The following is a 26,969-nucleotide window of genomic DNA, read 5'->3' as shown; positions in this document are numbered from 1 at the left end:
AATGGAAGTAAAAAACATAAAAGCCTTTGGTACAGAGGCTGCAGACGCGCTGTTGCAAACCTTAGACATTCAACGCAGAGCGGTATTGGCTCATGATGTTGAAATAGAAATTCTATACTGTGGAATTTGTCATTCGGATTTGCATTCGGCGAGAAACGAATGGCATGGCACAATTTATCCAATAGTTCCGGGTCATGAGATCGTGGGAAGAGTTACAAAAGTAGGAGATCATGTAAAAAACTTCAAGGTTGGCGACTTAGTCGGAGTAGGTTGTATGGTTGACTCTTGCAGAGAATGTGAGCATTGCAAAGGCGATTTAGAGCAATTTTGTGATGCCGGCAGCACTTTAACCTTTAATTCTCCGGATACTCATTTAGGCGGACAGACGTTTGGAGGATATTCTCAAAGTATAGTGGTGGATGAAAATTATGTACTGCATATTTCTGATAAATTAGATCTTGCGGGAGTTGCTCCCTTACTTTGTGCCGGTATCACAACGTATTCACCATTAAAACACTGGAATGTTGGTCCCGGACAGAAAGTAGGGATCGTTGGTATTGGTGGTTTGGGACATATGGGAATCAAATTAGCGAAAGCTATGGGGGCACATGTTGTGGTTTTTACAACTTCATTGTCTAAAACTGAAGATGCAAAACGTCTGGGCGCAGATGAGGTAGTGCTGTCTACAGATCCGGAACAAATGGCGCAACATGCTAAAAGTCTGAATTTTATTCTTGATTGTGTATCGGCAGAGCATAATATCGACGAATATCTTAATTTGCTAAAAGTTGATGGGACTTTGACTCTGGTTGGTGCGCCAATGGAGCCTCTTCCGGTAACTTCGTTCAGTCTTATTTTAGGAAGAAGAAGCTTTGCGGGTTCTGCAATTGGCGGAATCAAAGAAACTCAGGAAATGCTTGATTTTTGCGCTGAACATAATATTACTGCTGATATTGAACTGATTGGTGTGAATGAAGTAAATGATGCCTATGAAAGATTGCTAAAAGGGGATATTAAGTACCGTTTTGTAATTGATATGGCTTCTTTATAGGGGCAAAGAGGCAAAGGGGCAGAGTTGCAAAGGTTTTCTTTTTGTGTTTGTATCTCTGGATCTTTATGGTAAAAGAAACTCTTAAGGGAATTAATTCCCTTAAGAGTTTTTTTTTGTTACCGATATCTTACTCCTGGCGGAGTATTACGCTAAGGTTTCATTTCTGAGTGCGTCGATATTTTATTCACTGCAAAAGAAGTGGATGGGTGTGAGAGGTACCGATATCTTATATCTAGCGGAGTATCCCACTAAAGTTTCGTCAGTAAATGCGTCGGCATTTTACTAACAGCAAAAATATCTCGGAGAGATTACATATTGGTAGTTGATTAATGCAAGATAAAATATCCCGGAGGGATTACATATCGGTGGCAAAATATTGCGCAAAAAGATTGATTTTAAGCCTGACACATTGTCTTGTTGGTTGTTGTTGTGTTTTTATTTCCAGCGTTTTATCTGTTGTTATCTAAAATAAAACTTCTGTAGGTTTTAGAAGACGATATTGTTTTTAAAAAATATAGAAAAACGGGGCTAAATTTTAAATTTCAGAGAAAAATGTCCCTCAAAAAGTGTGTTTGTCAAAAAAAGCATGTAAAAGGCTAATCTTCGATTTTATCGTTGTTTTTAGATGAAAAGTACACTTTCAAATTATTTAGTTTTTTAGAGGGAAAATTATTGTGGTTTTAACGTTAGAATTTGCCTTGATATCATCAGCTGAACTATTTAAAAAGTGATTTTTTTGTTTGAATTTTGTTTTAAGTTATTACTTTATATAAAGTGTCTAATTTATTTTAAATTAGTTTATTATGTTTTTATTTTGAAGTGTTTTTTTTGTAACTGATTTTAAATAAAATTGAATTTAGAATTTTGCGATTGTACTTTATTTAAGTTCATGTTACTGGTTCAAATTTAGACCAATTGGGTTCGCTGTACGATTTCTGTTTTGTGGATAAAGCAAGAGTTAAAATAAGGGATCTAATGTTTTAAAAATTAGTTTAGTAAAGGTTGGTGGTATTCGTTTTTCGTGCAGTATGCTTTAAAAACAAAAAAAAGCATAAATTGAGGAGTCAGGTGATTATTTTTTGGGTTTTGGTTCTTCATCTTCGGGAAGAATAATTTTATTCAGTTCTGTTTTTTTTGCGGCTCTTTTTTGTGCTGTTTTTCCTTTTCCAATAGATAGTTTGGCTATTAGGCACAACTATGTATTGTATGCATTTAGACTTTCTTTTAATAGTTAATTTTTTCCTCCCACAATTTTATCGCTGTATATTTATAAGAAAATTTAGATATTTAAAAGTAAGAAAGAGACTGGTACTAGTATTTATTTCTCCTTAATTTTCGTGTTTATTATTGTTAATTAATAAAATGGCATCAAATAAATTAAGAGCTAGTATTTTTTTTAAGAAATTAAGTATGTATGTTTTTGTTTTACAGGTAGATAGTTTGTTTTTGTTATGGAATAATGAATCTGAAAAAAAAGTTAATTATTGTTAAGGTTAACTAAAATTTCTTATCACCGATATTATTTTTTAAGAAAGTATGTTTTGAAAAAAGGTAGATTTTTGCTGTTTTTTCTGACTCATTTATCTTTTTTAGAAACATCAAATTCAATTATTTAGATTTTGGAATCGAAATAAATACTATTTTTGCAATGTGAAATGGATAACAATCATATTATCGATTTATTTACTGGCACTTTCCAATATGCCCTGTGCAGATATGGAAATAAACAGTGCTGCACACAAAACTGCTCAGTTTTCTTCTGAAGCAAATCACTCACACGATAAAGACAACGATTTATGTTCGCCCTTCTGTGCGTGCAATTGTTGTGGTGCTCAGGTTTTAAGTTATCAGACTTTTTTAAGTTTTGATTTCCCTGTTGCGCATTCTATTATCACAAGTCCGTTACCCAATTACATTTCTGTTTTTGCTTCCAATTTCTACGGAAGCATTTGGCAACCCCCTCAAATAGCATAATGATGCCCGCCCCGACGAATCGGGATTCGGGTAAGAGCGTTGCGATTATTCCGCAACAGTAAAATAGGCAATACTTTGTCTCATTTCTCACGTCATTATACCATTAAAATGTTAGATAAAATCATACAGTTTAGTATAAAGAATAAATTCGTTATACTATTATTTACCCTTGTATTAATAGCTTGGGGAAGCTATTCACTCAAACAATTGCCGTTAGATGCTCTACCTGATGTAACTAATAATCAGGTGCAGATCATTACTACAGCACCTACTTTGGCAAGTCAGGAAGTCGAACAATTAATTACGTATCCATTAGAACAGGCTGTAAAGACCGTTCCGGATATCATAGAACTCCGCAGTATCTCGCGTTTCGGATTATCGGTGGTTACCGTAGTTTTTGAGGACGATGTTGATATCTACTGGGCCAGAGAACAAATATTTCAACGACTCAAACAAGCCGAGGAAAATATTCCTGCCTATGCGGGTTCGCCCGAGCTGGCACCTATCAGCACCGGTTTAGGGGAAATTTACCAATACGACGTTTATGCCAAAAAAGGCTATGAAGATAAATACGATGCGATAAAGCTGCGTACCATTCAGGATTGGATCATCATTCCGCAATTACAAGGTCTCAAAGGCGTAGCCGATGTAAGTACCTGGGGAGGGAAACTGAAGCAATATGAAATTGCTGTAAATCCAAATACGCTAAATAGCCTTGGAGTTACGATTACAGAAATTTTTGACGCACTCGAAAAAAACAATCAAAATACGGGTGGTGCTTATATCGAAAAAGACCAGTTTGCGTACTTCATCCGAGGTGTTGGTATGGCAAAGGGAACGAAAGACCTAGGAAACGTGGTAGTAAAAAACCGAAATGGTTCTCCCGTTCTGGTTCGTGATGTGGCCGAAGTTCGTGAAGGTGTTGCCTTACGTTACGGAGCTTCAACGAAAGACGGAAAAGGTGAAATTGTTTCCGGAATGGTTTTGATGCTAAAAGGAGAAAATTCCAGTGCAGTAGTTAATAGAATCCATGAAAGAATGGTTCAGATCAATAAAAGTTTGCCGGAAGGTGTCGTTGCCGAAGCTTTCATCGATAGAGGGAAATTGGTCGATAATGCTATTGGAACAGTTACAAAAAACTTATTGGAAGGAGCTTTGATCGTTATTTTTGTACTGATCTTATTTCTAGGGAATCTTCGTGCAGGTTTAATTGTAGCTTCTGTAATCCCACTGGCCATGCTTTTTGCCATTATTTTAATGAATGCCTTTGGCGTAAGCGGGAATTTAATGAGCCTTGGTGCGATCGACTTTGGAATCATCGTGGACGGAGCTGTTATTATTGTTGAAGCCACGATGCATCACTTGCAGAAACTCAAACGTAAAAAAGAACTATCGCAAAACGAAATGGATGCTGAAGTTTACAATTCGGCTTCCAAAATAAGGAATAGTGCCGCTTTTGGAGAAATTATTATCCTGATCGTGTACCTGCCTATTCTGGCTTTAGTAGGAACAGAGGGTAAGATGTTCAAGCCTATGGCAATGACAGTAGGGTTTGCCGTTGCCGGAGCCTTTATACTTTCTTTGACGTATGTGCCTATGATGAGTGCTTTATTTTTATCTAAAAGTACAGAACACAAAGAAAATTTCAGCGACAGAATGATGGCCTGGCTGGAATCGGTTTACACACCTTTTTTGAAAAAAGCATTACAGTTTAAAAAGATAGTTTTAGGAGTATCACTGGGTTTATTTGCACTAGGATTAGTCATTTTTAATTCAATGGGAGGAGAATTTATTCCTACCATCGAAGAAGGTGATTTGGCTATAAACGCTACCATTATGACGGGAAGTTCGCTTACACAAATGGTAGAAACAACGACTAAATACGAACAGATCTTAAAAGCCAAATTCCCGGAGATCAAAACAATCGTAACCAAAATCGGTAGCGGGGAAATTCCAACCGATCCAATGCCTATTGAGAGTGGTGATTTGATTATTGTTTTGAAGGATAAGAAAGAATGGAAAGGAAAGTATGATAATTGGGAAGATTTAGCAAATGCCATGAAGGCAGAAATGGAAGTTATCCCGGGAGCCAACATTGAGATCTCTCAGCCTATTCAGATGCGATTTAATGAATTAATGACCGGAAGTCGTAGTGATATTGCGATTAAGATTTTTGGAGACGATCTGGAGATCCTGGATGCTAAAGCTACAGAGTTAATCTCTAAAATCAAGAGTATTGAAGGAATTGGCGATCTAAAAGCCGATAAAGTAACAGGTTTACCACAAATCACAGTGAAATACGATTACAATAAGATCGCTTTATACGGATTGAATATTTCCGATATCAATCAGATTATACGTTCGTCTTTTGCCGGTGAAAGTGCCGGAAAAATCTACGACGAAAGCAAAAGGTTTGATGTAGTAGTGCGCATGACTGAAAACAATCGCGCGGATATTACAGACGTGAGCAATTTGTTTATTCCGCTGCCTAACGGACAACAGGTGCCGCTTTCGCAAGTTGCTACAGTGGAGTACGAACAAGGTCCTGTGCAGGTAATTCGTGAAAACGGAAAACGTAGAATTACGGTTGGATTAAACGTTCGTGGCCGTGACATAAAAAGTGTGGTAGAGGAAATTCAGCAAAAGCTGGATAAGGACTATAAACTTCCGGCAGGATATTATGTAACCTATGGCGGTCAGTTCGAAAATTTAATTGAAGCCACTAAACGACTTTCGGTAGCGCTTCCAATTGCATTAGGATTAATACTGGTGCTGCTTTATTTTACTTTTAAAAGTTTCAAACAGGCCGGATTGATTTTTACAGCCATTCCATTGTCGGCAATTGGTGGAGTCTTTGCACTGTGGATGCGTGGAATGCCATTTAGTATTTCGGCCGGTATTGGTTTTATTGCCTTGTTTGGTATTGCAGTTTTAAACGGAATTGTATTGATTTCGTATTTCAATCAGCTCAAAACCGAGGGAGTTCTTGATCCCCTACAAAGAGTTTTAATTGGTACCAAAACCCGATTACGTCCGGTTTTAATGACCGCAGCTGTTGCTTCATTAGGGTTTTTACCAATGGCATTGTCAACAAGCGGTGGAGCAGAGGTACAAAAGCCTTTGGCAACCGTTGTAATTGGAGGATTAGTTTCAGCAACTTTATTGACTTTAATCGTTTTACCAATTCTGTATTTGTTATTGGAGAAGAAATTTGACCGCAAAGAGCAGGAAGATTTACAAGGAGAACAATAAGAATTAAAAAAGAAAAAAATGAATACCATATATAATAATAAAACCCCCTTTGTGCAGCTTGCGAAAGAAGCATTGCGCGCTTTGAAGGCAAAAAAGCTGGTACTTGCACTCTTGTTCGCAACCACATTCGCAACAGCGCAGGAAAAAATAAGTCTTGAGAAAGCAATCGAACTGGCAAAATCAAATAATATCGATTTAAAGATTGCCGATAAGGAAATCGAGAAACAAACGATTTTAAAAAAGACGGCATTTCAGCCAGATCCGCTTCAGGTACAATACCAGGGAGGGCAGTTCAATAGTGCAGATTACGACCATAATGTTTCGATTCAGCAGTTTTTTCCGTTGGGAAATATCACAAAAGCCAATCGACAGCTACAGGAAGAACTGGCAAAGCTGGCAGAAAAACGAAAAGCCTTATCTTCTTATGAAGTAGAAAAGGCAGTAACCCTGGCTTATTATCAATATCTGTATGGCGTTTCGATTCAGAAATTGAACTCGGAACTTAATGAGATTTATACCAAGTTTTTGAAGAATGCAGAACTACGTTTTAAAACCGGAGAAAGCGGAAATATTGAAGTCATTAGCGCCAAAGCCAAAGTGAAAGAGATTGAAACTCAAAAGGCACAGTTAGAATACGATTTGGCGATTTACCAAAAGCAGTTGCAGTTTTTTATTCAGACGGATCAAAGTATCATTCCGGACGATCAAACCACATTGCAGTATGTTATGGTGAAAGAAGAAGGAAACTCGAAAGCAGAAGTTTTAATGACAGATTTTTACCAACAGCAAATTTCGGTGTACCAGAAAGAAGCCAATACGCACAAAGCGATGCGAACGCCAAAAGTAGGATTGGGTTATTTTGCACAAACAATCAATACTGAATCTTTGTTTCAGGGATTTACGGCAGGATTGCAAATTCCGTTGTTTGGAGGAGTGAATACCGCAAAAGCAAAAGCTTCGGCAGTCAGCATTTCCCAGTCGCAACTGGCTTTGGATAAGAACAGGCTAACGCTGAATCTGCAAAAAGCAGAATTGCAAAACAATTTTGAGAAACAGCAAAAAGCAATGGACTATTATCAGAAAGAGGGATTGCAGTATGCAGATCAGATTATCAGTACTGCCCAGAAAAGTTATGCGAATGGTGATCTGAGTTACTGGTCGTACATCAGTTTCTTAAATCAGGCGATTGATATTAAAAAACAATATACAGAGGCTACCCATAACTTTAATCAAAGTGCAATCGAATTGCAATTTCCAACCATCAAAAACAATTAAAATGAAACAGACATATAAGCATTTAACAGTAAAATTTGCAGCAGTTTTATCGCAAAGGAAGCTAGGTAGTTGGGCATTATTTATAGCCTCTATCATCGTTTTAACTTCGTGTGGTCAAAAGAAAGCAGAAGAAATAAAAGAAGAAGAAAAATCACAAAACGAAGTTGCTTTAAACGAATCTCAATATAAAACGGTTGGGATCGAAACAGGTTTAGTCGAAAATAGAAACCTCAATAAAGTGATAAAAGCCAATGGTTACACAACTGTCCCGCCACAAAATTCAGCAGAAGTTTCGACTTTAATAGGAGGAACGGTTAAGGATATTTTTGTTTTGGAAGGAACGTACGTTAACAAAGGAAAAGTACTGGCGACCATTCAAAATCTGGAAGTAATTGAAATGCAGGAAGAATACCATTCGGCTACAGCCAATATTGAATACCTGCAATTGGAATACAACCGTCAGAAAACCCTGAGTGATGAAAATGTAAATCCAAGGAAAACATTTCAGGAAGTAAAATCAAAATTGGCTGCAGAAAGAGCCCGTGCACAGGCTGCTAAGAACAAACTGGAAGCGCTACATGTAAGCACCAAAGGAAGCACTTCGTTAGTACCAGTTGTAGCTCCAATAAACGGTTATGTAGGGAAAATAAGTATCGCAAAAGGCGCTTATGCCCAAACAGGTGTTGTTTTGTTTGAAGTGGTCGATAACAGTCAGATGCATCTGGATTTGAATGTGTATGAAAAAGACCTGGGATCTATTTCGATTGGTCAGGTCATTGATTTTGTTTTAACCAATCAGTCGAACAAATCAATTAAAGGGAAGATTTTCGGTATTAATAAGTCTTTTTCTAATGAAAGTAAAACCGTTGCAGTACACGCTAAAATCGAATCGGCTGATGCTAAAGGACTGATTCCGGGGATGTACGTTTCGGCAAACATCAACATCACGAACACCACCGTTCCTGCATTACCAAAGGATGCTGTGGTTCGAAATGCCGATAAATACTTTGTATATGTGGAAGAAGAAGCCCACGAAGAAAAGAAAACACCGGCAGAAGGGAATCATGAAAAAGAGGTTCATTTTAGAGCAGTTGAGGTCATCCCGGGTACGACAGATCTGGGCTTTACAGAAGTGAAGTTTGTAGATAAAGTTGCCCCGAATGCAAAAATTGTAACCAAAGGAGCTTTTTATTTGCTTTCGGCGATGAAAGGTGGAGGAGAACATGATCATTAGATTTTTTTAATGGTTGAGAGGCACAAAGGGACAAAGGCTCAGAGGTTTTTTGGAGTGATGCATAACAGTGCGTTCCTGAATAGTCTTCTGGATTTTAGATTGAAGATTAACGATTGAAGATTTCAGATGTTTGAAACCGTATAAAGTCGACAATTATATTTTTAAGTAACACCAAATCCGAAATCAAAAATCGTTAATCAAAAATCTTAGATCTCTTTTCTCGGCCTTTGCGAGATTAATTTGTGGTACCTAAAAACTATTAAGACAAAATCCGTAAATTTAGAACATTATTGAAACAAAGTTTAAACTTGAAACTTTGAAACCTAAAACTTTAAATTTCTCATGGAACATCTACATAAAGAAGAAAAGATTAAAAAGAAAAAAACAAACCAACCGTCTTGCAGCTGTGCACATGACGAACCAGTTCATTCGGATGATGACGGACACGATCACAGTAATAATGGCGACAGTAGTTTGTTTAAAATGTTTTTGCCAGCCATTATTTCTCTTGGTTTACTGCTGATCGGAATTGGATTTGATAACTATTTTGAACAAAATTGGTTTTCAGGTTATGTTAGAATTGCCTGGTACGTTATCGCTTATTTGCCGGTAGGACTTCCTGTTTTAAAAGAAGCCTACGAAAGCATCAGAAAAGGCGATGTGTTTTCTGAGTTTTTCCTGATGAGTATTGCGACCCTGGGGGCGTTTGCCATCGGAGAATATCCGGAAGGCGTTGCTGTGATGCTGTTTTATACCATTGGAGAGAACTTTCAGGGATTAGCAGTCAGTCGTGCCAAATCAAACATTAAAAGCTTATTGGACCAGCGTCCTGATGAGGTAAATGTACTGGAAAACAACATTTCTACCAAAGTCAAAGCTGCGGATGTTGCCATTGGTGCAATAGTTCAATTGAAAGCGGGTGAAAAACTGGGGCTGGATGGAGAATTACTTTCCGATTCGGCTTCCTTTAATACTGCAGCACTTACAGGAGAAAGCAAACCGGACACCAAAGTAAAAGGAGAAGCTGTTTTGGCCGGAATGATTAACGGAAGCACCATTGCACTGGTAAAAGTAACTACAGCTTATAACGACAGTAAATTGTCTAAAATTTTAGAAATGGTACAAAATGCTGTTACTAAAAAAGCTCCTGCAGAATTGTTCATTCGAAAATTTGCTAAGATTTATACGCCCATTGTAGTCTATCTGGCGATTGCCATTTGCTTGTTGCCGATGCTTTTTGTGTCCGATTATGTGTTTAGTGACTGGTTGTACAGAGCCTTAGTTTTTCTGGTAATTTCTTGTCCTTGCGCCTTGGTGATCAGTATTCCGTTAGGGTATTTTGGCGGAATAGGAGCAGCCAGTAAAAACGGAATCCTGTTTAAAGGAAGTAACTTTTTAGACAGTATTTCAACCATTCAGAATGTTGTGATGGACAAAACAGGTACCATGACCGAGGGTGTCTTTAAAGTTCAGGAAGTTATCCTTCAGGAGGGTTTTGATAAAGATGAAATTTTAAAACTCGTAAATGCATTGGAAAGTCAGAGTACACACCCAGTTGCGACAGCGATTCATAATCATGTGGGACCAATTGACCCCGCAATAACGCTAAAAAATGTAGAAGAGATTTCCGGACACGGTTTAAAAGCAGCAATAAACGGAAAGGAACTGCATGTAGGGAATTTCAAATTGATGGATAAATTCAATATCAATTACGATGTTAACCCCAATGCCGTTGTTTACACGACGATAGCCATAGCTTACGACAAAAAGTTTGCAGGTTATTTAACGATTGCCGATGAAATTAAAGCAGATGCCCAAGAGGCTGTAACGAAGCTAAAAGAGTTAGGCGTTAAAGTAACCATGCTCAGTGGTGATAAAACTAATGTAGTGCAGTTTGTTGCGAATACGCTGGGAATTACAAATGCTTTTGGCGATTTGCTACCTGAAGATAAAGTGAATAAACTAAACGAAATTAAAGCTAAAAATGAAACCGTAGCCTTTGTGGGCGATGGTGTAAATGATGCTCCGGTAATTGCTTTGAGCACCGTCGGCATTGCGATGGGAGGTTTAGGAAGTGATGCCACGATCGAAACCGCCGATATTGTCATTCAAGACGATAAGCCAAGTAAGATTCCTATGGCGATAAACATTGGGAAACAAACCAAGAAAATTGTCTGGCAGAATATTACTTTGGCTTTTGTTGTAAAAGCTTTTGTACTGATTCTGGGTGCTGGCGGACTGGCAACCATGTGGGAAGCTGTTTTTGCTGATGTTGGAGTAGCTTTACTGGCCATATTGAATGCCGTAAGGATTCAGAAGATGAAATTTTAAGATAAAGAAACCGTTTCAGTACCTAAGCTGAAACGGTTTTGTTTTTTTGCTTTATTCGCATCCGGAATGACCAGAGCGGTATAAAGACTATGCAATAAAAACTTATTTTTTTAAATGTGTTGGTTCCTGAATTTCTCCGTTACCAAAGGACCAGTTTTCCAAACCGTTATTTTCTACTAAAACAATAATCACATTATTAATTAGAATCTCTGTTGTTGCGGCAATTCTCGTAGCAATTTGGTGGTATAATTTCCTTTTTTGTTCTACTGTACGACCTTGTCCTGCGGTGATCTGAACATATACAATTTCTTCAGAATGTGAAACACCAAGATAACTTTCAGGATATTTTATCTGATGCTGCTCTAATTCTTCAATTACATGAAAATAATCAGCACTTGGAATATGGAATTCTGCTATTAAAGATTGATGAATCGCTTCTGAAATATTGTTTTTGGTTGCTAAGGAAAGCTTCTTAGGCAAACTGATTCGTACAAATGGCATTTTTTAGATTTTGAGTTTTGTATAAAATTAAAAAAAATAGAAGAGGAGCGGACAAATCTTTAGGAAAACTTCAATTCAATCTGAGCTCCGTTATTTTCTATGTTAACTTCCGTTGAATTGCTTTTAGAAGGTGTTTTCGTAGGATACCAATTTCGACCCGGACGTACGATAATGAGCAGTCCTTCATCATCTCCAACGGCAGCAAAGAGCTCGTTATTGTCATTTTTACTGAAGAGTTCTAACTCGTGTTCGGTTACTAACTGGTTTGCTAAATCCAAAGGATGTTCGTTGACAATTCCAATTTCACTAATGTTTAGTATGGATTTAGAACTAAAAGATTCCGTTTGGGAATTGTCGAGATCGTATCTGGCAATGAATTCCAGTATATTACCATTGTTATCATAAAAATAAATGGCATTGGCATTCCAAGTCTCAAAATTGGCAATTACATTCGTGTCTTCAATAATAATTAAATCCAGTTTGTTTGTGGCCCATTTAATGGCTTCCTGAAGCTTGTTTTGAGGAATATTAAAAGCAAAGTGATAGATGGAATCAAATTGCGGATTTTCGATAAACTTTAAGATCGATTTACCTGCCTGAATGCTAATTGAGTTGGAATCTTTTTCGAGAATTGAAAGATTAAGTACGTCTTGATAGAATGTTGTTGTTTCTTGAATATTGTTGGTTTGAATCTGAAGGTGTTGTAGTTTCATGATGAGGTAGATTTACAAAGAGGCAGAAGCTTCTTTTCGTTTCAAACAAATTTAAAAAAGGGCAACTGTATTCTCATCGTTGTATCATTTTATACTTCGATGAAGGAATAACAAATTATGATGAGAAGTAGCGTAGCGGTAATTTTTTTTAAACACATAGAAACATAGATTGTATTGTTAAAAGAGGGGACAAAAAGAAACAGATTTCTTTCACATAGTGTTCTGTGCTTTATTTGAAAAGGAATGTCTTTTTCAGCATTTAGAACTATATTCCTATGTGTTAGAATAGAGGTTAGTATGTTGGAACGCTAAAATTTAAACACATAGAAACATAGATTGTATCACTAAAAGAGGATAAAAAAGAGAAACACGTTTCTTTCGCATAGTGTTCTGTGCTCTATTTGGAGTGAAACGCCTTGCTCGGCATTTATAACTATGTTTCTATGTGTTAGAATAGAAGTTAGAATAGAAGTTAGGATGTTGAAACGCTAAAATTTAAACACATAGAGACATAGGTTTGTGTTTAATAATCGGTGTTGATCGTTTTTGCAAATGCACTGCAATATTCTTTGATCATTTGTCTCACGGTGCGAAACTCCTGCATAATTTCTTTTTTTGTCCCTGTTGCTTTGGCAGGGTCCGGAAAATTGTGATGTAACTTTAATGCGTTTGAAGGAAAGAAAGGGCATTGCTCTTTAGCATGATCGCAGACCGTAAGGACAACATCAAAAACAATGTTTTGATACTCGTCGATGTGATTTGAAGTATGCTTTGAAATATCGATTCCGTCTTCTTTCATAGTGGCAATGGCTCTGGGATTTACCCCGTGAGTTTCAATGCCGGCACTGTAAACATGGGCTTTGTTGCCCAGGAAATGGCGCAAATAACCTTCGGCAATCTGGCTTCGGCAGCTATTTCCTGTGCAAAGCACGAGAATATTTTTTGTCATAGTTTTAAACAAGTAACCAAATGATATTGATAAGACAAAATTTAGGCTCAAAGCCATAAATCAGTTGCAGTACAATAACAGCTGTAGTGATTATAATTGGTTTTTTATATTTAAGAAAGAAAGTACTCATAGCTTAGCAACAGCCTGAATTAGGGGAACAGGAGTTTGTATTGTCCTTGTTTAATTCGATAAAGCCGGATGGTGACGGAATTCCACAGGCATCTTGTGCCAGACAGGCTGTAACTTTATTTTTTAATACAAAATGATTTCCATTAAACTCTAAATCGTATCGGCCTATAGTTTCGTTCTGGTATTCGACTTCTATATTCAGATCTTCAATGTTTAATTTTTCTTCTGAAAGGTTAATGATGTGCAATAGTTTGCCGGGTTTTAGTCGATGTTCATAATCGTCTGCATTCCATAGCTGAAAGTTTACACTTTTTTCCTGACGAATTACACCGCCGCAGTCGATAAAATTCTTAGTGATCATTCCCACCTCAGTGACGTGAAAATGCTCCGGAACAAAAGTTCCATTTTCCAGTTGAAATGCTACGTTTTCAAGGGTTGGCAGTATGGTTTTAATGTCTGATAGTTTCATTTTTTTTATTTTATAGTTATAATGCAATATTGCGATATAGGTGGCTAAAAAAAGCCTTTAACAGCATTTTTGATTTTTTGTAACCGCGATAATAGCGGAAAAATAGGTATTTAGAATATCAAAAGTTTCTTCGTTTATACAGTAACAGATGGCGTTCCCTTCAATGTTTCCCTTGATAAGTCCAGCGTTTTTTAGTTCTTTCAGGTGTTGCGAAACGGTGGGCTGTGCAAGTGGCAATTCGTTTACAATATCTCCGCAAATACATTCGTTTACTTTAAGCAAATACTCAATAATAGCAATTCTCGCCGGATGTCCCAGTGCTTTGGCGATAGTAGCCATCTGATTTTGTTTGTCGGTAAAATGTTCTGTTTTAGAAGCTCCCATGTGATTTAAAATATAATATTGCAATATTACGATATTAATTTAAAATCAAAGAATCTTTTTTAAAATTTTTAAATAGGGTAAATTGAAATATTGATTTCGATGTTGGAACGCTAAAATGATGAAACACAAAGAAACATAGATTTATATGCTTAAAAGAGCATACAAAAGAGAAATCAATTTCTTTCGCATAGTTTATGTGTTTTATTTGAAGTGAAATGCCTTGTCCGGCATTTAGAACTATGTTTCTATGTGTTAGAATAGATTTTTTAATGATTGAACGCTAAACTTTTAAACGCATAGAAACATAGATTTATATGCTTAAAAGAGCATACAAAAGAGAAATACATTTCTTTCGCATAGTGTTATGTGTTTTTATTTGAAGTGAAACGCCTTTTCCTGCATTTAGAACTATGTTTCTATGTGTTAAAATAATCTTCCTAATTTATCTTATACTGAGACAATCCTTTTTAAAAGGTTTCTTTTCTGTTGTTTTTGAAATTCATCCAGCCCAAACCGATTAGTAACAGATTGAAAAACAGTAGAGGCAAAAAAGCTCTCGTATAATTAATTTTAGTAGGATCTGTGAAAGTCTCTACCTTAAATTTTGACCAGTTTTCTTTAACCACAGGGGCATTATCAAATATTTTTGGATAAAAATACAATCTCATTTTTTCATGAAAATGTTTGGTTTCCTTCAAAAATAAAAGCTGGTTTCCTAAATCAGACTTTGCAATTTCATTCAGTTGAAGCTGAGCATGCAAAGTAGGAAAGAACTGTGAGATAAACTGACTGGCTTTGTTGCGCTGTTCTAATTTGGATTGCAGTTCCTGAGATTGCTCTACCGAATCGTCGTCACCCGCCTGCTGCATGGCATAATACCAAAGCCAGTTGAATTCGGTATTTGGCAAAGAATAACGCTTGAATTGCGGATAATGCTGATAGAATTCATTCATTGTAATTTTCTTATCCATATCCCATTTTTCATGATAGGCATTGCGTTGCTTTACCGTTAACTCCAAAGCTTCGGGAATCGGATATTTATTGACGATATACGTATTGATTACTGCCGGCAGAATAACAATTAGAAACAGCCAGATCGTAAGTAAAATAACCGCGTTGAAGTTGGAGTTTTTTTGTAGGGAAACGATAAAAAAGCAGGCAGCAAACCAAAACAAAATATACATAACACCCAGTATGTAAAAGGTGAGGAGCGCCGCATCAAAGGGAATCCCTAAGATTAAAACGGCTAAAAGAACTAAAAAGGTCAACAAAGCAATTAAACTTAAGATCCGGATGTAAAACAGCTTCAGAATGTATAAAAATGTATTTTCACTTTGCGTAGACACAATTTTCCAGGTTCCGCTTTCTTTTTCTTCCGAAACCAGATTGTAAGAGAATGCAATAATTAAAAGTGGAAAAAGGTAAATCAGTACAAAACTAAAATCGATATTCCCGGACAACAGATTGTTGGGATTATTGAGTTCCGCATCGTATTTCTGACCTTCCAAACCCCGAATCGTGACGCTTTGAATCGACGGATTTACATCGCGCTGACCAATCGCCAGACTGTTAACAGGCAATGTTTTATTGATTAGCGAAAATTTGATATAATAGAGCAGCAGTCCCATTTCGTCTTTGTGAAAAGCGGCATTTCGCGCAATATGTTCTTTTTGGTATAATGCAGCTTCTACAATATTATTCTGCTGCTTTTGTTGAAATTGCTTTCCAATTAAAAGACTGATGAATCCGATGAGCAACAGGAAAACCAATCCAATTTTGGTACCTTTTGAGCGTATGAAATTTTTAAAAAGTAATGCTAGCATATTAGAGGGCTTTAAGGTTTTTAGCTGCAATTCGTATAAGAACAAAAAGCAGGATAATCCACAGAAAAATAGAAACTACAGAGAGTATTTCGGACTTTAAAATAGCCGGGACTTCTTTTGGCTCATAATGAAATTCTTCCAGATCAGCCCAGTGTTCTTTGCTGATGGATAAAGGCTTGTCGTTTGGTCCCGGCTTTTTATTACTGATGTATTTAACCTGCAAAGCATTCATTTTTTGTGCCATAGTATAGCGATAACGCTCCGCCTGTTTCTGAAAATCGACATACGAACTATAATCGGTATTGGATAGACCCATTGACAGGTTTCGGATCGCGATGTACGGATTCAGGAATGAAACGGCTTTGGAGAAGCTATTTTGCTGGTCGTAAACTTTTAGCAGCTCTTCTAAGTGTTGGTTGTAAATCTTCGAACTGATTTTCTCTCCTTCGGTCATGATAAACCCCGAATAATTAAAAGGCAGTTTTTGTACCGAATCGACTTTGTAAACGCTCAGCAAGGAATCTTTGATGGCCTTGTAATGTAAATCGTTAGGATTATGACTGTCACCTTGTTTCAGGATGTCTTTTTCGATAGCACTGTTGAATTGTATTTTTGAGGGTGCTTCGTAAAGATATGCTCCGATTGCCTGAGTAGTTCGGGGTAAAATAATGGTGAGAACCAGCCAGATTCCGATTAAGGAAATCAAGGCTTTTTTGGAGGTTTTGCTTGAAGCAGAAATCAGCACAGCAATCACGCAAAAGAAGATCAGGTAAATAAAATGAAACAGAATAAACAGTAGCATTTTGATGGTTTCATCTGTTGAAATTGTAAAATCCTGAAGCAGCAACCATAGAAGTACAAGGACTAGTATGGTAGGAACAAAAAGCAGCAGGATTACATTTACAATTCCTACTATCTTTCCGGTTAAGAGCTGTTTCCAGCTAATTCCCTGGCTTAAAAGTAGTTTTAGAGTCCCATTTTCTCTTTCGGCTGCGACCGCATTAAATCCTAAGAAAAAAATCAGTAAAGGCAGTAAAATTTGTAAAACCATTGCAATGCTGATTTCTCCAAAACGGAGCATACTGTTAGAGAATCCCGCTTCAGAAAAATTGGCACTATTTTGTTTGTGTGCTTCAAGAAATATAGCATTCCCAAAGAAGGGTTCCATTCCAAATTCAAAAACGCTCAAAGGAGTACTTTTTCGAAAGGCAAAATTTCCGTAATGTGCCATTCGGTGCGGGTTTTTATCTGGATTGTTAAGCCAGTCTTCGCGTGATTCATGCTGGTATTTTTCGCTGGTCTGATTTTGGTTGTTGTAATTTTCCCAACCTGAAAAAGCAGCATAAAGGAGTATGATACCAATAAAGAGTGTGATGATATAGACGGCCGTATTTTTAAAAACAGCATTTTTAAGATGTCTGGCAATTAAAATTTCGATGTGTAATGACATGATACAGTTTAAAATTTGTAAGTTACAGTAAGAGTGAAATTTCGCGGTGCTCCGGGAAATAGTCTTAGATAATTCTGGGCACCCAACCAATACGTTTTATTGAATAAATTACCCGCATTCAGGGCGATCTGCATATTACTTTTGTTTGGTTTGTAGTACAAAGCTGCATCAAAAGCAGTAAAGTCAGGCAGTGTAAAAGATCTTGTAAACCAAGGCACTTTGCTGCTTTGATATTGCATTCCGAAACCAATACCCAAATCTTTTAGAGCCGAATCAGAGTTGAAATTGTAGCGTGTCCACAAATTGGCGCTGTTTTTTGGTGTATTTTGTTTTCGGGCTCCAATTAACGAAGGATCGCGATCATTGGTAATTTCGGCATCAATATAACTGTACGAAGCGTTTATTTGCCAGTCGGCCGTAATAAAACCTGCTACGTCACATTCGAAACCACGACTTCTTTCAGCACCTCTTGTTACCAGCAAATCAGGATTTGCCGGGTCGTTGGCATTCATTAGGATATTACGCTGGTTGATTTCATAAAGAGCGGCGTTGAAACTTACGGAATTGTTGAAAAAAGTAGCTTTCAGTCCAACTTCTTTCAAGTTGCTTTTCAGTGGATCAAACAAACTTCCGGCTGGTAAACTTCCTGTTTGAGGCATCAAAGATACCGTATTCGATTGTGGCTGATAACCTTCAAGATAAGTTGTGTAAACGTTTATTTGATTGTTTACGGCATAAGTCACTCCAATACGCGGCAGTAAAGCCGACTTTTTAACAGTCAGTTCATTGTTGGATTTGTAGTTTGTGATGTCTTTAAACCATTCTTGACGCAAGCCCAGTAAAACGGTAAATCTTTCCCATTGTACCTGATCCTGGATATAAATTGCGTTGGTACTGGTTAATGCAGATGGCAAGGCAGTACGAACATTGAGTGTATAATCGTCAGGACTTGTTAAGGTATAATTGGGATTGTTCAGATTAAAATAATTTACATTTGGTTTTGGTAAAACCACCCCATCGACTGTTATGGTTTGATAATTGGCAGCATTGGCAGCAACAAATGAACTGGCTACCGTTCCGTCTTTCAATAAATAACCTCTGGCAGCATTTTGTCCACCGCCTTTGGTTTTGTTCCAGCTGTTTAAATCGTAACCTGCCAATAATTTATGTTTTACTTTTCCTGTATTTACATCAAAGTTGAAATAAGCACTCAGGTTATCAACGTCCCAATATTGCTGACGCTGTACAAATTGCATCATGGCCAGACTACTGACAGGTTTATTGTTCATGTCGACTGCAAAAGCATTTGTAGTTCTGTGTTCCTGAAGATCTTCTGTCCAGGTTTGTTTCATGTACGATGCATTAAAACCTATTTTAGAGTTGAACTTATGAACGAAATTGGTCGTCAAAATCATTTCTTTTGATTTATAGAAATCACTTGGGGCACCTAAATTTAAGCTAATTGGAGTTTTATTTAGACTTGTAACTCCCGCAACGGCACCAAAAATTGGCTGTCCGCGATCCAGAACTCCGGTCATGTTGCTCAAAATTAATTCGGTATTGATGGCTGTTTTTTCATTCGGAATGTAGCTGAAGGATGGCGAAATCAAAAACGATTTATTGCGAACCAGATCCCGAAACGATTTGGCTTCCTGATAGGCACCATTTACACGGTATAAAAGGGTTTTTGATTCGTTCAATGGGCCAGTGAAATCTAAAGTTCCGCGCAAAGTGCTAAAGCTTCCTGCACTCAGACTTATCTCTTTTCGATCAACAGCCAGTGGTTTTTTAGTAACCATATTAATGCTTCCACCCGGATCGACAGAAGAGAATGTAGCACTCGAAGGTCCTTTAATCACTTCAACTCGTTCAATATTGGTCGTTAAAGGTTGCAAGAAGTAATGTTGATGTGTTCGCATGCCGTTTATGATCTGGCCTTCTTCGTTTTGACTGATTCCGCGAATCGTATACTGATTGTAATAACTTGCGGGAATAACACCACTGGCCATCTTGACAGCATCGGCCAGGTAAATGGCGCCTTTATCTGCAATTAGTTCTTTGGTGATCGTTGCTATAGATTGTGGAATATCTTTGTTGAGGGCGGCTGTTTTTGTTGCTGCAAAAGAATAATCACTATTATATTTTTTGGTCGAACGGCCTATAATTTCGACCGTTTGCAATTCGGTGCGTTCTGTTTTGTTAGATATGGTATCGGATGCTTTTTTATTAACGGTTTGCGATTGTGCAAACTGACTAATAATTATTAAAAACAGTGAGAGAATAAAATGTTTCATTTTTTTTGGATGGGTTTGGAAAAATGTAATTTCCTTTTATACAGTTTGTAAATACAAATCTTCCAGTTCATTTGCCGAGATTTTATCGGCTTCTATAACGGTAACGAGATTTCCCTGTCTCATAATGCCAATATGAGAGGCAACTTCTCTGGCTCTGAAAATGTCGTGCGTAGCCATCAGTATGGCCGTTCCATCTGCAGAAAGCTCTTTTAATATTTGAGAAAACTCGTTGGAAGCTTTAGGATCTAAACCACTGGTAGGTTCGTCCAATAAGAGAACCTTGGCTTTCTTGGCGATTGCGATTGCGATTCCAACTTTTTGACGCATTCCTTTCGAATAACCACCTAAGTTTTGATGGTGTGCTTTAAGTTGCAGTCCTGCCTTTGAAAGGAAATAGGTGAGTTCTCCTTCTGAATATTTGAATCCCGCCAGAGACGAAAAGAACTTTAAATTTTCTAAACCGGTAAGATTTGGGTACAACATCACTGTTTCCGGAATATAAGCGACATACTTTTTTGTTTCCTGCGCATTTTCGATAACCGAGATATCGTTGATTTTCAGTTCTCCGTCTGTTGGAGCGATAAAACCTAGAAACAAATTGATGGTGGTTGTTTTTCCGGCACCGTTCTGTCCCAGTAAGGCAAAGATTTCGCCTTCGTTAATTGTTAAATTCAGTTTGTTTAAAGCAATATGATCGCCATATTTCTTTGTCAGATTTTCAGCTATAAGCATAGTTATTATGTATTTGGATGATTTTTAACAGGAGTCTTTACTGCCAATCATAGCCAAAGTCCAACCTACTGGTTTACAGCTAAGGCATCTTTGCAATGAAGGAAGTAAGGGAAATGGTGTTTACAACGATTGAACCCCCCAAAAAAAAAAACAGTTGTATTGGATAAGCGAGAATGGCCTTTCAGGTTTTATTGGTCAGCATTTTTTTTGAAAAAGGCAGCAGATAAAACTACAAATGGGTTTTGCCTGACTTTTAAAAAGACAAGCAAGTGATGTTCTTAGTTTTTTGGATAAAAACGCAGTAAACTAATAAATTGAAGGTGGTGCCCTAAGAGCAAAAAGACTGCCTTTGAAAAAGACAGCAGCGGTTTTTACATAAAAGAACGCGCAGCAAGTTTCAATACTTACTTTAAGAAAGGAGTAAGACTGAAAGGTTTCCGGAATAAAAGTACTAAATGTAAAATGACAAATCTGGCAATTGGTATCAGCAGTATGGCTGTGCGTAATTTGCTTTTGTCCGTCAATATAAGTATGGTCGCAATGTTTGCTTGTAAGCTGCTTGTAAACATGTTCGTAAGAATGCAGCGTCTGAAACAGCATTGCAAACAATACAGTAACAGACATAAAAAGATTAATTAACACAATTTTCTTTTTCATTCTTGATGGAGAAAGTCCTGTTTCTGGCGGACTTTCTAGCTTTTAAACTAACGCAACGTTGTTGCAAATATAGATATCTTATTTAAAAATGCGCAAGAATCGTCTATTATTTTATTTGGAGAACAAATTCTCTATTTTTTGTAAAGTCTAATTATGTTTAAAAACACAGCTAAAGTAATATTCTTCAGGCAATCGTTTTAAAAACATCTTTACAGCTTCTTATAAAATATTTTCACAGTAGTATTCCTGTTAACGTGTTTGTTTATTGTTAGTTATATAAGTTGTTATTAGTGATCTCGTCATATAATCTTTATTTTTACTAGAAGTGGATAATTATCTGCTTAGATAATAATTGAATTTTTGATTTGGCATGAAGTTTCAAAAGTGTCAATTTTATAAACGGGCAATCTGCTCATAAAAAGGTAAATTATGAAAATAGGTTTAATAGGATTCGGAAAAACAGGAAAATCGGTAGCTTCTGTACTGCTGGAAAACAATAAATTTTGTCTGGAGTGGGTTTTAAGACAAAGTACCGTTTTAGAACACAGATCGGTTTCAGAATTTCTTGGCATTCCTTCAAAAGAACCGGGTTTAATTTACTCGGGTTCTAAAACGACAATGGAAGAATTACTGGACAAGCATCCGGTTGATGTAATTATTGATTTTTCTTCCAATGAAGGTATTTATACGTATGGAGAAATTGCTGCAAAGCGAAAGGTCAAGATTATCTCGGCAATTTCTCATTACAAAGAAAAGGAATTGCAATTATTAAAGAAACTGGCACATAAAACGACGGTATTCTGGTCGCCAAATATTACGCTTGGGGTGAATTATCTGCTTTTTGCTGCTAAATTTTTAAAAAAGATTGCGCCTTGGGTTGATATCGAGGTGAACGAAGAACATTTTAAAAAGAAAGTAGGAACTTCGGGAACTGCGGTAAAAATTGCAGAAGCTCTGGATATTGATAAAAGCAATATCAATTCAGTCAGGGCAGGAGGAATAGTTGGTAAACATGAAGTTATATTTGGATTCCCTTTTCAGACGGTTCGTTTAATACATGAATCAATTTCGAGGGAAGCGTTTGGAAACGGAGTTGTTTTTGTTGCCGAAAATTTAGAAAACAAACCCAAAGGGCTGTATAATTTTGAAGATATTTTAACGCCTTATTTTGCGGTATGATACTTTATAGCAAATCCGACAGGTTTTCGAAACTTGTCGGTTTTATTTTTTAATAACACATAGAAACACAGACATTGTAGGGGCAAAAAGGCTTCGAAAAAGAAATACATTTCCTCGGCATAGTTTGTAAACTTATGAAATGATATTCCTGAGTTTGAAAATCTATGTTTCTATGTGTTTAATAAATTAACTAAGGTTGTGTTTTATTATTTTTTAAAAATTAAAGCTTTAGTATATTCGGCATTCATTTTTGCGATCGAAAGAATCGAAATACCTTGTGGGCACTCAATTTCACAGGCTCTGGTATCGGAGCAGTTTCCAAAACCTTCTGCATCCATCTGGTTTACCATAGTTAGCACTCTTTTTGAAGCCTCGACTTGTCCTTGTGGTAATAAAGCCAGATGTGTGATTTTGGCACCTGTAAACAAGGCAGCGCTGGCGTTTTTGCAAGTTGCTACGCAGGCCCCACAACCAATGCAGGCTGCGGCATCAAAAGACGCTTCGGCAGTCTCGTAAGATATCGGAATCGTATTGGCTTCAGGCGCCTGACCCGTGGAGACTCCAATAAAACCACCAGATTCAATAATGGCATCAAAAGCGGAGCGGTCAATTTTTAAATCTCTCAGTACAGGAAAGGCTTTTGCCCGAAAAGGTTCAATATAAATGGTATCCCCATCTTTAAAACTTCTCATATGAAGCTGACAGGTAGTGGTGTTTTTTAAGGGGCCGTGTGCTCTTCCGTCAATCATAACACCACATTGTCCGCAAATTCCTTCGCGGCAATCGTGATCAAACTCAATAACACGTTCTTTTTTCTGAATTAAAGATTCATTTAAAAGATCAAGCATTTCCAGAAATGACATATGTTCTGAAACTTCATCGATTTCATAATCTATCATTTTTCCTTTAGAAGAAGTATCAGACTGTCGCCATATTTTAAGATATAGTTTCATATTGCTTTAACTTTTGATTATTTATAACTTCTTACAGCAAGTTCAACCGACTCAAATACAAGAGGTTCCTTATGTAATTCGGGCTGTTTCGCTGGACCTTTCCATTCCCAGGCCGAGACATAACAGAAATCGGTATCATTTCGAACTGCTTCACCATCGGCAGTTTGAAATTCTTCCCGAAAGTGGGCACCACAGGATTCTTCTCTTTGTAAAGCATCGTAACACATTAGTTCGGCCAACTCGATGTAATCGGCAATTCGGCCGGCTTTTTCGAGTTCACTATTTAAAGTATCATCTCCGGTAATCAGTAAATCCTTTTCAAAAGAAGTTTTTAAGGCTTTGATATCCTCAAGAGCCTCTTCGAGTTTTTCCTTGCTTCTGGAAAGACCGCATTTTTCGTAAAGTAATCTTCCAATTTTTTTATGAAAGTGATCGGTAGAAAGTGTGCCTTTACTGTTTAAGAAATGATCCAGCTGAGTTCGAACTGCTTTTTCGGCTTCATCAAAAGCAGGATGGCTGATCGTAGCTTTGGGTGCATTTAATTCTCCAGCCAAATAATTAGGAATCGTATAGGGAGCTATAAAATAACCGTCTACACAAGCCTGAAGCAAGGAATTAGCCCCCAGTCTGTTTGCACCGTGATCGGCAAAATTGGCTTCTCCCAAAGCAAATAATCCGGGAATACTGGTCATTAGTTCATAATCTACCCAAAGTCCACCCATCGTAAAGTGAGCAGCAGGGGAGATTAACATGGGTTCTTTGTAAGCATTGATTCCGGTAATTTTTTCATACATGGCAAATAGATTGCTGTATTTGGCTTCAATTTTATCTTTTCCCTGTGCTTTTATAGCATCTGAGAAATCCAAATAAATGGCATTTTTCATGGGGCCTACACCATGTCCGGCATCAATTCGCTCTTTGGCAGCCCGTGAGGAAATATCACGGGGCGCAAGATTTCCAAAAGAGGGATATCGGCGTTCCAGATAATAATCTCGTTCTTCTTCGGGAATTGTATTGGCATTTCGCTGGTCTTCGGCCTTTTTCGGAACCCAGATTCGTCCGTCGTTCCGCAAAGATTCTGACATTAAAGTGAGTTTGGACTGATTGGCTCCGTGTTGAGGAAGTGAAGTAGGATGAAACTGAATCCAGCTTACTCCCGCCATATAAGCACCTTTTTTATGAGCTCTCCAAATGGCCGAACTATTACAGCCCATTGCCAGTGTAGAAAGATAATATACTTTTCCGTAGCCTCCCGAAGCCAGTACAACAGCATCGGCAACATGACGCTCCAAAGCTCCTGTTTCCAGATTTCGGGCGATAATGCCTTTTGCTTTTCCATCAATAACAACTAATTCCAGCATCTCGTGACGGGTATGCATCGTTACTTTTCCTAAGGAAACCTGACGTAATAATCCCTGATAAGCACCTAGTAAAAGCTGCTGCCCGGTTTGTCCGCGTGCATAAAAGGTTCTTGAAACCTGAACGCCACCAAAAGAGCGGTTGTTTAGGTAACCCGCATATTCTCTGGCAAAAGGAACGCCTTGTGCTACGGCATGATCTATTAAATGTGCAGAACATTCGGCCAAGCGGTAGACATTGGCTTCACGGGATCTGAAATCACCGCCTTTGATGGTATCATAGAACATTCTGAAGGTACTGTCACCATCGTTTTTGTAGTTTTTGGCAGCATTAACACCTCCTTGTGCTGCAACAGAATGGGCACGTCTGGCAGAATCCTGAAAGCAAAAGGATTGGATATTATAACCTTGTTCAGCCAGAGATGCTGCGCAGGAAGCACCCGCAAGACCGGTTCCGACCACAATAACGTTTAGTTTTTTTCTGTTGGCGGGATTTACGAGTTTCGCTTTTGCTTTGTAATTGTTCCATTTATCGGCTAGTGGGCCTTCGGGTATTTTTGAGTCAATCATTTTTATTTTAGTTTAAAATGAATTTATACACCAATTCTATAAGTGACTTAAATTTTTAGAAGGCCTAATTTACTATAAAAAAATGGTTTTTTGTAAAGAAAACGCTATTATTTGAACTGTTTATTGTAATTCAAAATAAGAATTAATACTTGAGAACGGATGTTAGATTGATCCGTTAGCTGCAATTGTATTTTAACACATAGAAACATAGCTCAAAATGCTTGTAAAAGGCATTTCACTTAAAATAAACCGCATACCGCTATGCGAAAGAAATGTATTTCTTTTCGACACTTTTTATTGCGTTTAAGATCTTTGTTTCTATGTGTTAAATGTTTTTCAAGTTGATTTGCTTTGTCAATTCGTTATCGCTCGGGCTGCAGATTTTTTTAATTGATTTTTCATTAAAAAAAACTTTGCGATTTTGCACCTTGGCGAGATTAGAAAGAGCAGAACGCGGCTCTAAAATTATGATTTAGGAAAGCATAAGTTTTTTCAGCTAAGTCTTATTTGATGAATTTTTCAACATTTAGAATTTTCTCCAGTGCCTTTGTATTTTCAGCAAGAAGTTTAGCTGCAGCTTCATTTATTTTACCTACCGGAATTGCTTTCCATTTATTGATATCTTTTTCGAAGTCGTTTTGGAATAAAACTCGGGATAAATCTCTTATCACACAATAGGCTGCTATGGAATGGCCGTTATCGCTATCATAGTTTCCGGTATTAATAAAAAACTGTACTCGTTTCATCAGGCCTTCTTCAGAGTAAAGGGACAACTCGGTTAATTTACCTCTGTATTCCAAATCGGCAGAACCAACTCCTTTTAATTTCGGAAACAATTTGTAATCGGCAAAGTGTCTGCCTTCGTGACCAATGTAGCTCACTCTGAAATTTTCCGATTTTAAGTCATAAGCCTTTTTTACACAAAACAAAGCTTCTTTAGTTGCCCAACCTGCAGGATAGTAACGCCCTAAAGTGGCGTATTCGCTCCAGCCCAACGTTACGAAATCATCCATAAAAAAGATTTTGATTGGTGTTTCTTTTCCGTCATAATTGACTTTATAAATGGTGTCTTTCTCTGTTTTCCAAACCAATAAATCATACAAGCCTCCGGTTTTTCCAAATCCTGTAGTATGATAGCCTAGACTGGCGATATACTTTTTTTGGTAAACATTAATGCTGTCTTCATTTAGCGGTAAGTTTTTGGCAGCAGGAAAATTCGTTTTAAGAAAATTAGAAACGTTTTTTAGGATCAGTGAATCTGTTTTCTTTTCCTTGTTCGAGAAAGAGAAGCGCCAGTAATCTCTGTAAATTTTTAACAGTTGATCTATTTTTGATTTTCTGGTTTCCAGAAAATCACTTTTGTCCTCTTCAAACTTAAAGCGGTTTTCAAAGTTGGTTTTGAATTTTAAATCCTTTTCTGCTATTTTTTTGGTTGGATCGGTGTCTAGTAGAGGCAATGCCAATTTTGGATTTCCATCCAAAGCAAGAGAATAGATTTTGGTATAATCCAGTTTTATACTGTCATTTTGAATGGACTGCGCGTTTATTTTCGAAAACGAAAAAAGAATGAAAATAAGTAAGGTAACAAGTTTTAAGGTTCTCATATAAAAATGTTTGGGTTAATTTGTTAACGGCTTTTTATACTATAGAGACTTTTTTTTTGCTAATGTTACAGTTTTAATTCTTTTATT

The 26,969-nt window shown here is 37.3% G+C and carries 20 protein-coding genes; 7 read left to right on the top strand and 13 right to left on the bottom strand.

Going from position 1 to position 26,969, the window contains the following annotated elements; all coding sequences use genetic code 11:
* Position 1 precedes the first annotated feature (1 nt).
* The 6 genes from FLA105534_RS01295 to FLA105534_RS01275 all read left to right on the top strand — a co-directional run bounded on the left by FLA105534_RS01295 (position 2) and on the right by FLA105534_RS01275 (position 11,117).
* A complete protein-coding gene (locus FLA105534_RS01295) occupies positions 2-1,051 on the top strand; it encodes an NAD(P)-dependent alcohol dehydrogenase (RefSeq protein WP_173964239.1) in 1,050 nt (349 codons plus the stop codon).
* Positions 1,052-2,701: 1,650 nt separating this feature from the next.
* Positions 2,702-3,025 carry a DUF6660 family protein gene (locus FLA105534_RS01290; protein ID WP_246253149.1) on the top strand — a complete coding sequence of 108 codons (324 nt, stop codon included), beginning with the start codon at positions 2,702-2,704 and terminating at the stop codon, positions 3,023-3,025.
* Positions 3,026-3,133: 108 nt separating this feature from the next.
* Entirely contained in the window at positions 3,134-6,277 is a 3,144-nt protein-coding gene (locus tag FLA105534_RS01285) for an efflux RND transporter permease subunit (RefSeq protein WP_173964258.1), read from the top strand.
* An 18-nt stretch (positions 6,278-6,295) separates the two neighbouring features.
* Positions 6,296-7,552 carry a TolC family protein gene (locus tag FLA105534_RS23770; RefSeq protein ID WP_173964238.1) on the top strand — a complete coding sequence of 419 codons (1,257 nt, stop codon included), beginning with the start codon at positions 6,296-6,298 and terminating at the stop codon, positions 7,550-7,552.
* A 1-nt stretch (position 7,553) separates the two neighbouring features.
* A complete protein-coding gene (locus FLA105534_RS01280) occupies positions 7,554-8,786 on the top strand; it encodes an efflux RND transporter periplasmic adaptor subunit (RefSeq protein WP_173964237.1) in 1,233 nt (410 codons plus the stop codon).
* A 342-nt stretch (positions 8,787-9,128) separates the two neighbouring features.
* Complete coding sequence (locus tag FLA105534_RS01275; RefSeq protein ID WP_173964236.1) at positions 9,129-11,117, top strand: heavy metal translocating P-type ATPase; 1,989 nt, start codon at positions 9,129-9,131, stop codon at positions 11,115-11,117.
* A gap of 102 nt (positions 11,118-11,219) precedes the next feature.
* Here FLA105534_RS01275 and FLA105534_RS01270 read toward each other — a convergent pair whose 3' ends face one another.
* From FLA105534_RS01270 to FLA105534_RS01225, 10 genes are all read right to left on the bottom strand, one after another.
* Entirely contained in the window at positions 11,220-11,618 is a 399-nt protein-coding gene (locus FLA105534_RS01270) for a tautomerase family protein (protein ID WP_173964235.1), read from the bottom strand.
* Between the two features lie 59 nt (positions 11,619-11,677).
* Positions 11,678-12,331 carry a VOC family protein gene (locus tag FLA105534_RS01265; RefSeq protein WP_173964234.1) on the bottom strand — a complete coding sequence of 218 codons (654 nt, stop codon included), beginning with the start codon at positions 12,329-12,331 and terminating at the stop codon, positions 11,678-11,680.
* A 523-nt stretch (positions 12,332-12,854) separates the two neighbouring features.
* Positions 12,855-13,280: an arsenate reductase ArsC gene (locus tag FLA105534_RS01260; RefSeq protein ID WP_173964233.1), complete on the bottom strand. Its 426-nt coding sequence runs from the start codon at positions 13,278-13,280 to the stop codon at positions 12,855-12,857.
* Between the two features lie 133 nt (positions 13,281-13,413).
* Entirely contained in the window at positions 13,414-13,878 is a 465-nt protein-coding gene (locus tag FLA105534_RS01255; protein ID WP_173964232.1) for a DUF6428 family protein, read from the bottom strand.
* A gap of 57 nt (positions 13,879-13,935) precedes the next feature.
* A complete protein-coding gene (locus FLA105534_RS01250) occupies positions 13,936-14,262 on the bottom strand; it encodes an ArsR/SmtB family transcription factor (protein WP_173964257.1) in 327 nt (108 codons plus the stop codon).
* 467 nt (positions 14,263-14,729) lie between these two features.
* A complete protein-coding gene (locus FLA105534_RS01245; protein WP_173964231.1) occupies positions 14,730-16,085 on the bottom strand; it encodes a DUF3526 domain-containing protein in 1,356 nt (451 codons plus the stop codon).
* A 1-nt stretch (position 16,086) separates the two neighbouring features.
* On the bottom strand, positions 16,087-17,535 hold the full coding sequence (locus tag FLA105534_RS01240; RefSeq protein WP_173964230.1) for an ABC transporter permease: 1,449 nt from the start codon (positions 17,533-17,535) through the stop codon (positions 16,087-16,089).
* A gap of 8 nt (positions 17,536-17,543) precedes the next feature.
* Entirely contained in the window at positions 17,544-19,829 is a 2,286-nt protein-coding gene (locus FLA105534_RS01235) for a TonB-dependent siderophore receptor (protein ID WP_173964229.1), read from the bottom strand.
* A 36-nt stretch (positions 19,830-19,865) separates the two neighbouring features.
* A complete protein-coding gene (locus FLA105534_RS01230) occupies positions 19,866-20,561 on the bottom strand; it encodes an ABC transporter ATP-binding protein (RefSeq protein ID WP_173964228.1) in 696 nt (231 codons plus the stop codon).
* Between the two features lie 306 nt (positions 20,562-20,867).
* Positions 20,868-21,218: a hypothetical protein gene (locus FLA105534_RS01225; RefSeq protein WP_173964227.1), complete on the bottom strand. Its 351-nt coding sequence runs from the start codon at positions 21,216-21,218 to the stop codon at positions 20,868-20,870.
* Positions 21,219-21,647: 429 nt separating this feature from the next.
* On the opposite strand from FLA105534_RS01225, the gene FLA105534_RS01220 reads away from it, so the two are divergent.
* Positions 21,648-22,397: a 4-hydroxy-tetrahydrodipicolinate reductase gene (locus tag FLA105534_RS01220; RefSeq protein ID WP_173964226.1), complete on the top strand. Its 750-nt coding sequence runs from the start codon at positions 21,648-21,650 to the stop codon at positions 22,395-22,397.
* Between the two features lie 206 nt (positions 22,398-22,603).
* Here FLA105534_RS01220 and FLA105534_RS01215 read toward each other — a convergent pair whose 3' ends face one another.
* The 3 genes from FLA105534_RS01215 to FLA105534_RS01205 form a co-directional block, all read right to left on the bottom strand.
* Positions 22,604-23,350 (bottom strand): succinate dehydrogenase/fumarate reductase iron-sulfur subunit, encoded by a 747-nt coding sequence (locus tag FLA105534_RS01215; RefSeq protein WP_173964225.1) that lies wholly within the window; start codon positions 23,348-23,350, stop codon positions 22,604-22,606.
* Positions 23,351-23,367: 17 nt separating this feature from the next.
* Complete coding sequence (locus FLA105534_RS01210) at positions 23,368-25,278, bottom strand: fumarate reductase/succinate dehydrogenase flavoprotein subunit (protein ID WP_173964224.1); 1,911 nt, start codon at positions 25,276-25,278, stop codon at positions 23,368-23,370.
* Between the two features lie 503 nt (positions 25,279-25,781).
* Positions 25,782-26,882 (bottom strand): hypothetical protein, encoded by a 1,101-nt coding sequence (locus FLA105534_RS01205; protein ID WP_173964223.1) that lies wholly within the window; start codon positions 26,880-26,882, stop codon positions 25,782-25,784.
* Between the last annotated feature and the right edge of the window lie 87 nt (positions 26,883-26,969).

The sequence above is a fragment of the Flavobacterium collinsii genome, from assembly GCF_902804485.1.
Taxonomy (GTDB): Bacteria; Bacteroidota; Bacteroidia; order Flavobacteriales; family Flavobacteriaceae; genus Flavobacterium; species Flavobacterium collinsii.
This window is presented reverse-complemented; position numbering and strand designations above follow the sequence as displayed.

What these genes read in the sequence shown, in the direction of transcription:
- FLA105534_RS01285 (WP_173964258.1), top strand. Translation starts at nt 3,134, where the DNA reads ATGTTAGATAAAATCATACAGTTTAGTATAAAGAATAAATTCGTTATA.
- FLA105534_RS01220 (WP_173964226.1), top strand. Translation starts at nt 21,648, where the DNA reads ATGAAAATAGGTTTAATAGGATTCGGAAAAACAGGAAAATCGGTAGCT.
- FLA105534_RS01265 (WP_173964234.1), bottom strand. Translation starts at nt 12,331, where the DNA reads ATGAAACTACAACACCTTCAGATTCAAACCAACAATATTCAAGAAACA.
- FLA105534_RS01235 (WP_173964229.1), bottom strand. Translation starts at nt 19,829, where the DNA reads ATGAAACATTTTATTCTCTCACTGTTTTTAATAATTATTAGTCAGTTT.
- FLA105534_RS01210 (WP_173964224.1), bottom strand. Translation starts at nt 25,278, where the DNA reads ATGATTGACTCAAAAATACCCGAAGGCCCACTAGCCGATAAATGGAAC.
- FLA105534_RS01205 (WP_173964223.1), bottom strand. Translation starts at nt 26,882, where the DNA reads ATGAGAACCTTAAAACTTGTTACCTTACTTATTTTCATTCTTTTTTCG.
- FLA105534_RS01280 (WP_173964237.1), top strand. Translation starts at nt 7,554, where the DNA reads ATGAAACAGACATATAAGCATTTAACAGTAAAATTTGCAGCAGTTTTA.
- FLA105534_RS01260 (WP_173964233.1), bottom strand. Translation starts at nt 13,280, where the DNA reads ATGACAAAAAATATTCTCGTGCTTTGCACAGGAAATAGCTGCCGAAGC.
- FLA105534_RS01295 (WP_173964239.1), top strand. Translation starts at nt 2, where the DNA reads ATGGAAGTAAAAAACATAAAAGCCTTTGGTACAGAGGCTGCAGACGCG.
- FLA105534_RS01215 (WP_173964225.1), bottom strand. Translation starts at nt 23,350, where the DNA reads ATGAAACTATATCTTAAAATATGGCGACAGTCTGATACTTCTTCTAAA.
- FLA105534_RS01250 (WP_173964257.1), bottom strand. Translation starts at nt 14,262, where the DNA reads ATGGGAGCTTCTAAAACAGAACATTTTACCGACAAACAAAATCAGATG.
- FLA105534_RS01230 (WP_173964228.1), bottom strand. Translation starts at nt 20,561, where the DNA reads ATGCTTATAGCTGAAAATCTGACAAAGAAATATGGCGATCATATTGCT.
- FLA105534_RS01245 (WP_173964231.1), bottom strand. Translation starts at nt 16,085, where the DNA reads ATGCTAGCATTACTTTTTAAAAATTTCATACGCTCAAAAGGTACCAAA.
- FLA105534_RS23770 (WP_173964238.1), top strand. Translation starts at nt 6,296, where the DNA reads ATGAATACCATATATAATAATAAAACCCCCTTTGTGCAGCTTGCGAAA.
- FLA105534_RS01275 (WP_173964236.1), top strand. Translation starts at nt 9,129, where the DNA reads ATGGAACATCTACATAAAGAAGAAAAGATTAAAAAGAAAAAAACAAAC.
- FLA105534_RS01240 (WP_173964230.1), bottom strand. Translation starts at nt 17,535, where the DNA reads ATGTCATTACACATCGAAATTTTAATTGCCAGACATCTTAAAAATGCT.
- FLA105534_RS01225 (WP_173964227.1), bottom strand. Translation starts at nt 21,218, where the DNA reads ATGAAAAAGAAAATTGTGTTAATTAATCTTTTTATGTCTGTTACTGTA.
- FLA105534_RS01255 (WP_173964232.1), bottom strand. Translation starts at nt 13,878, where the DNA reads ATGAAACTATCAGACATTAAAACCATACTGCCAACCCTTGAAAACGTA.
- FLA105534_RS01270 (WP_173964235.1), bottom strand. Translation starts at nt 11,618, where the DNA reads ATGCCATTTGTACGAATCAGTTTGCCTAAGAAGCTTTCCTTAGCAACC.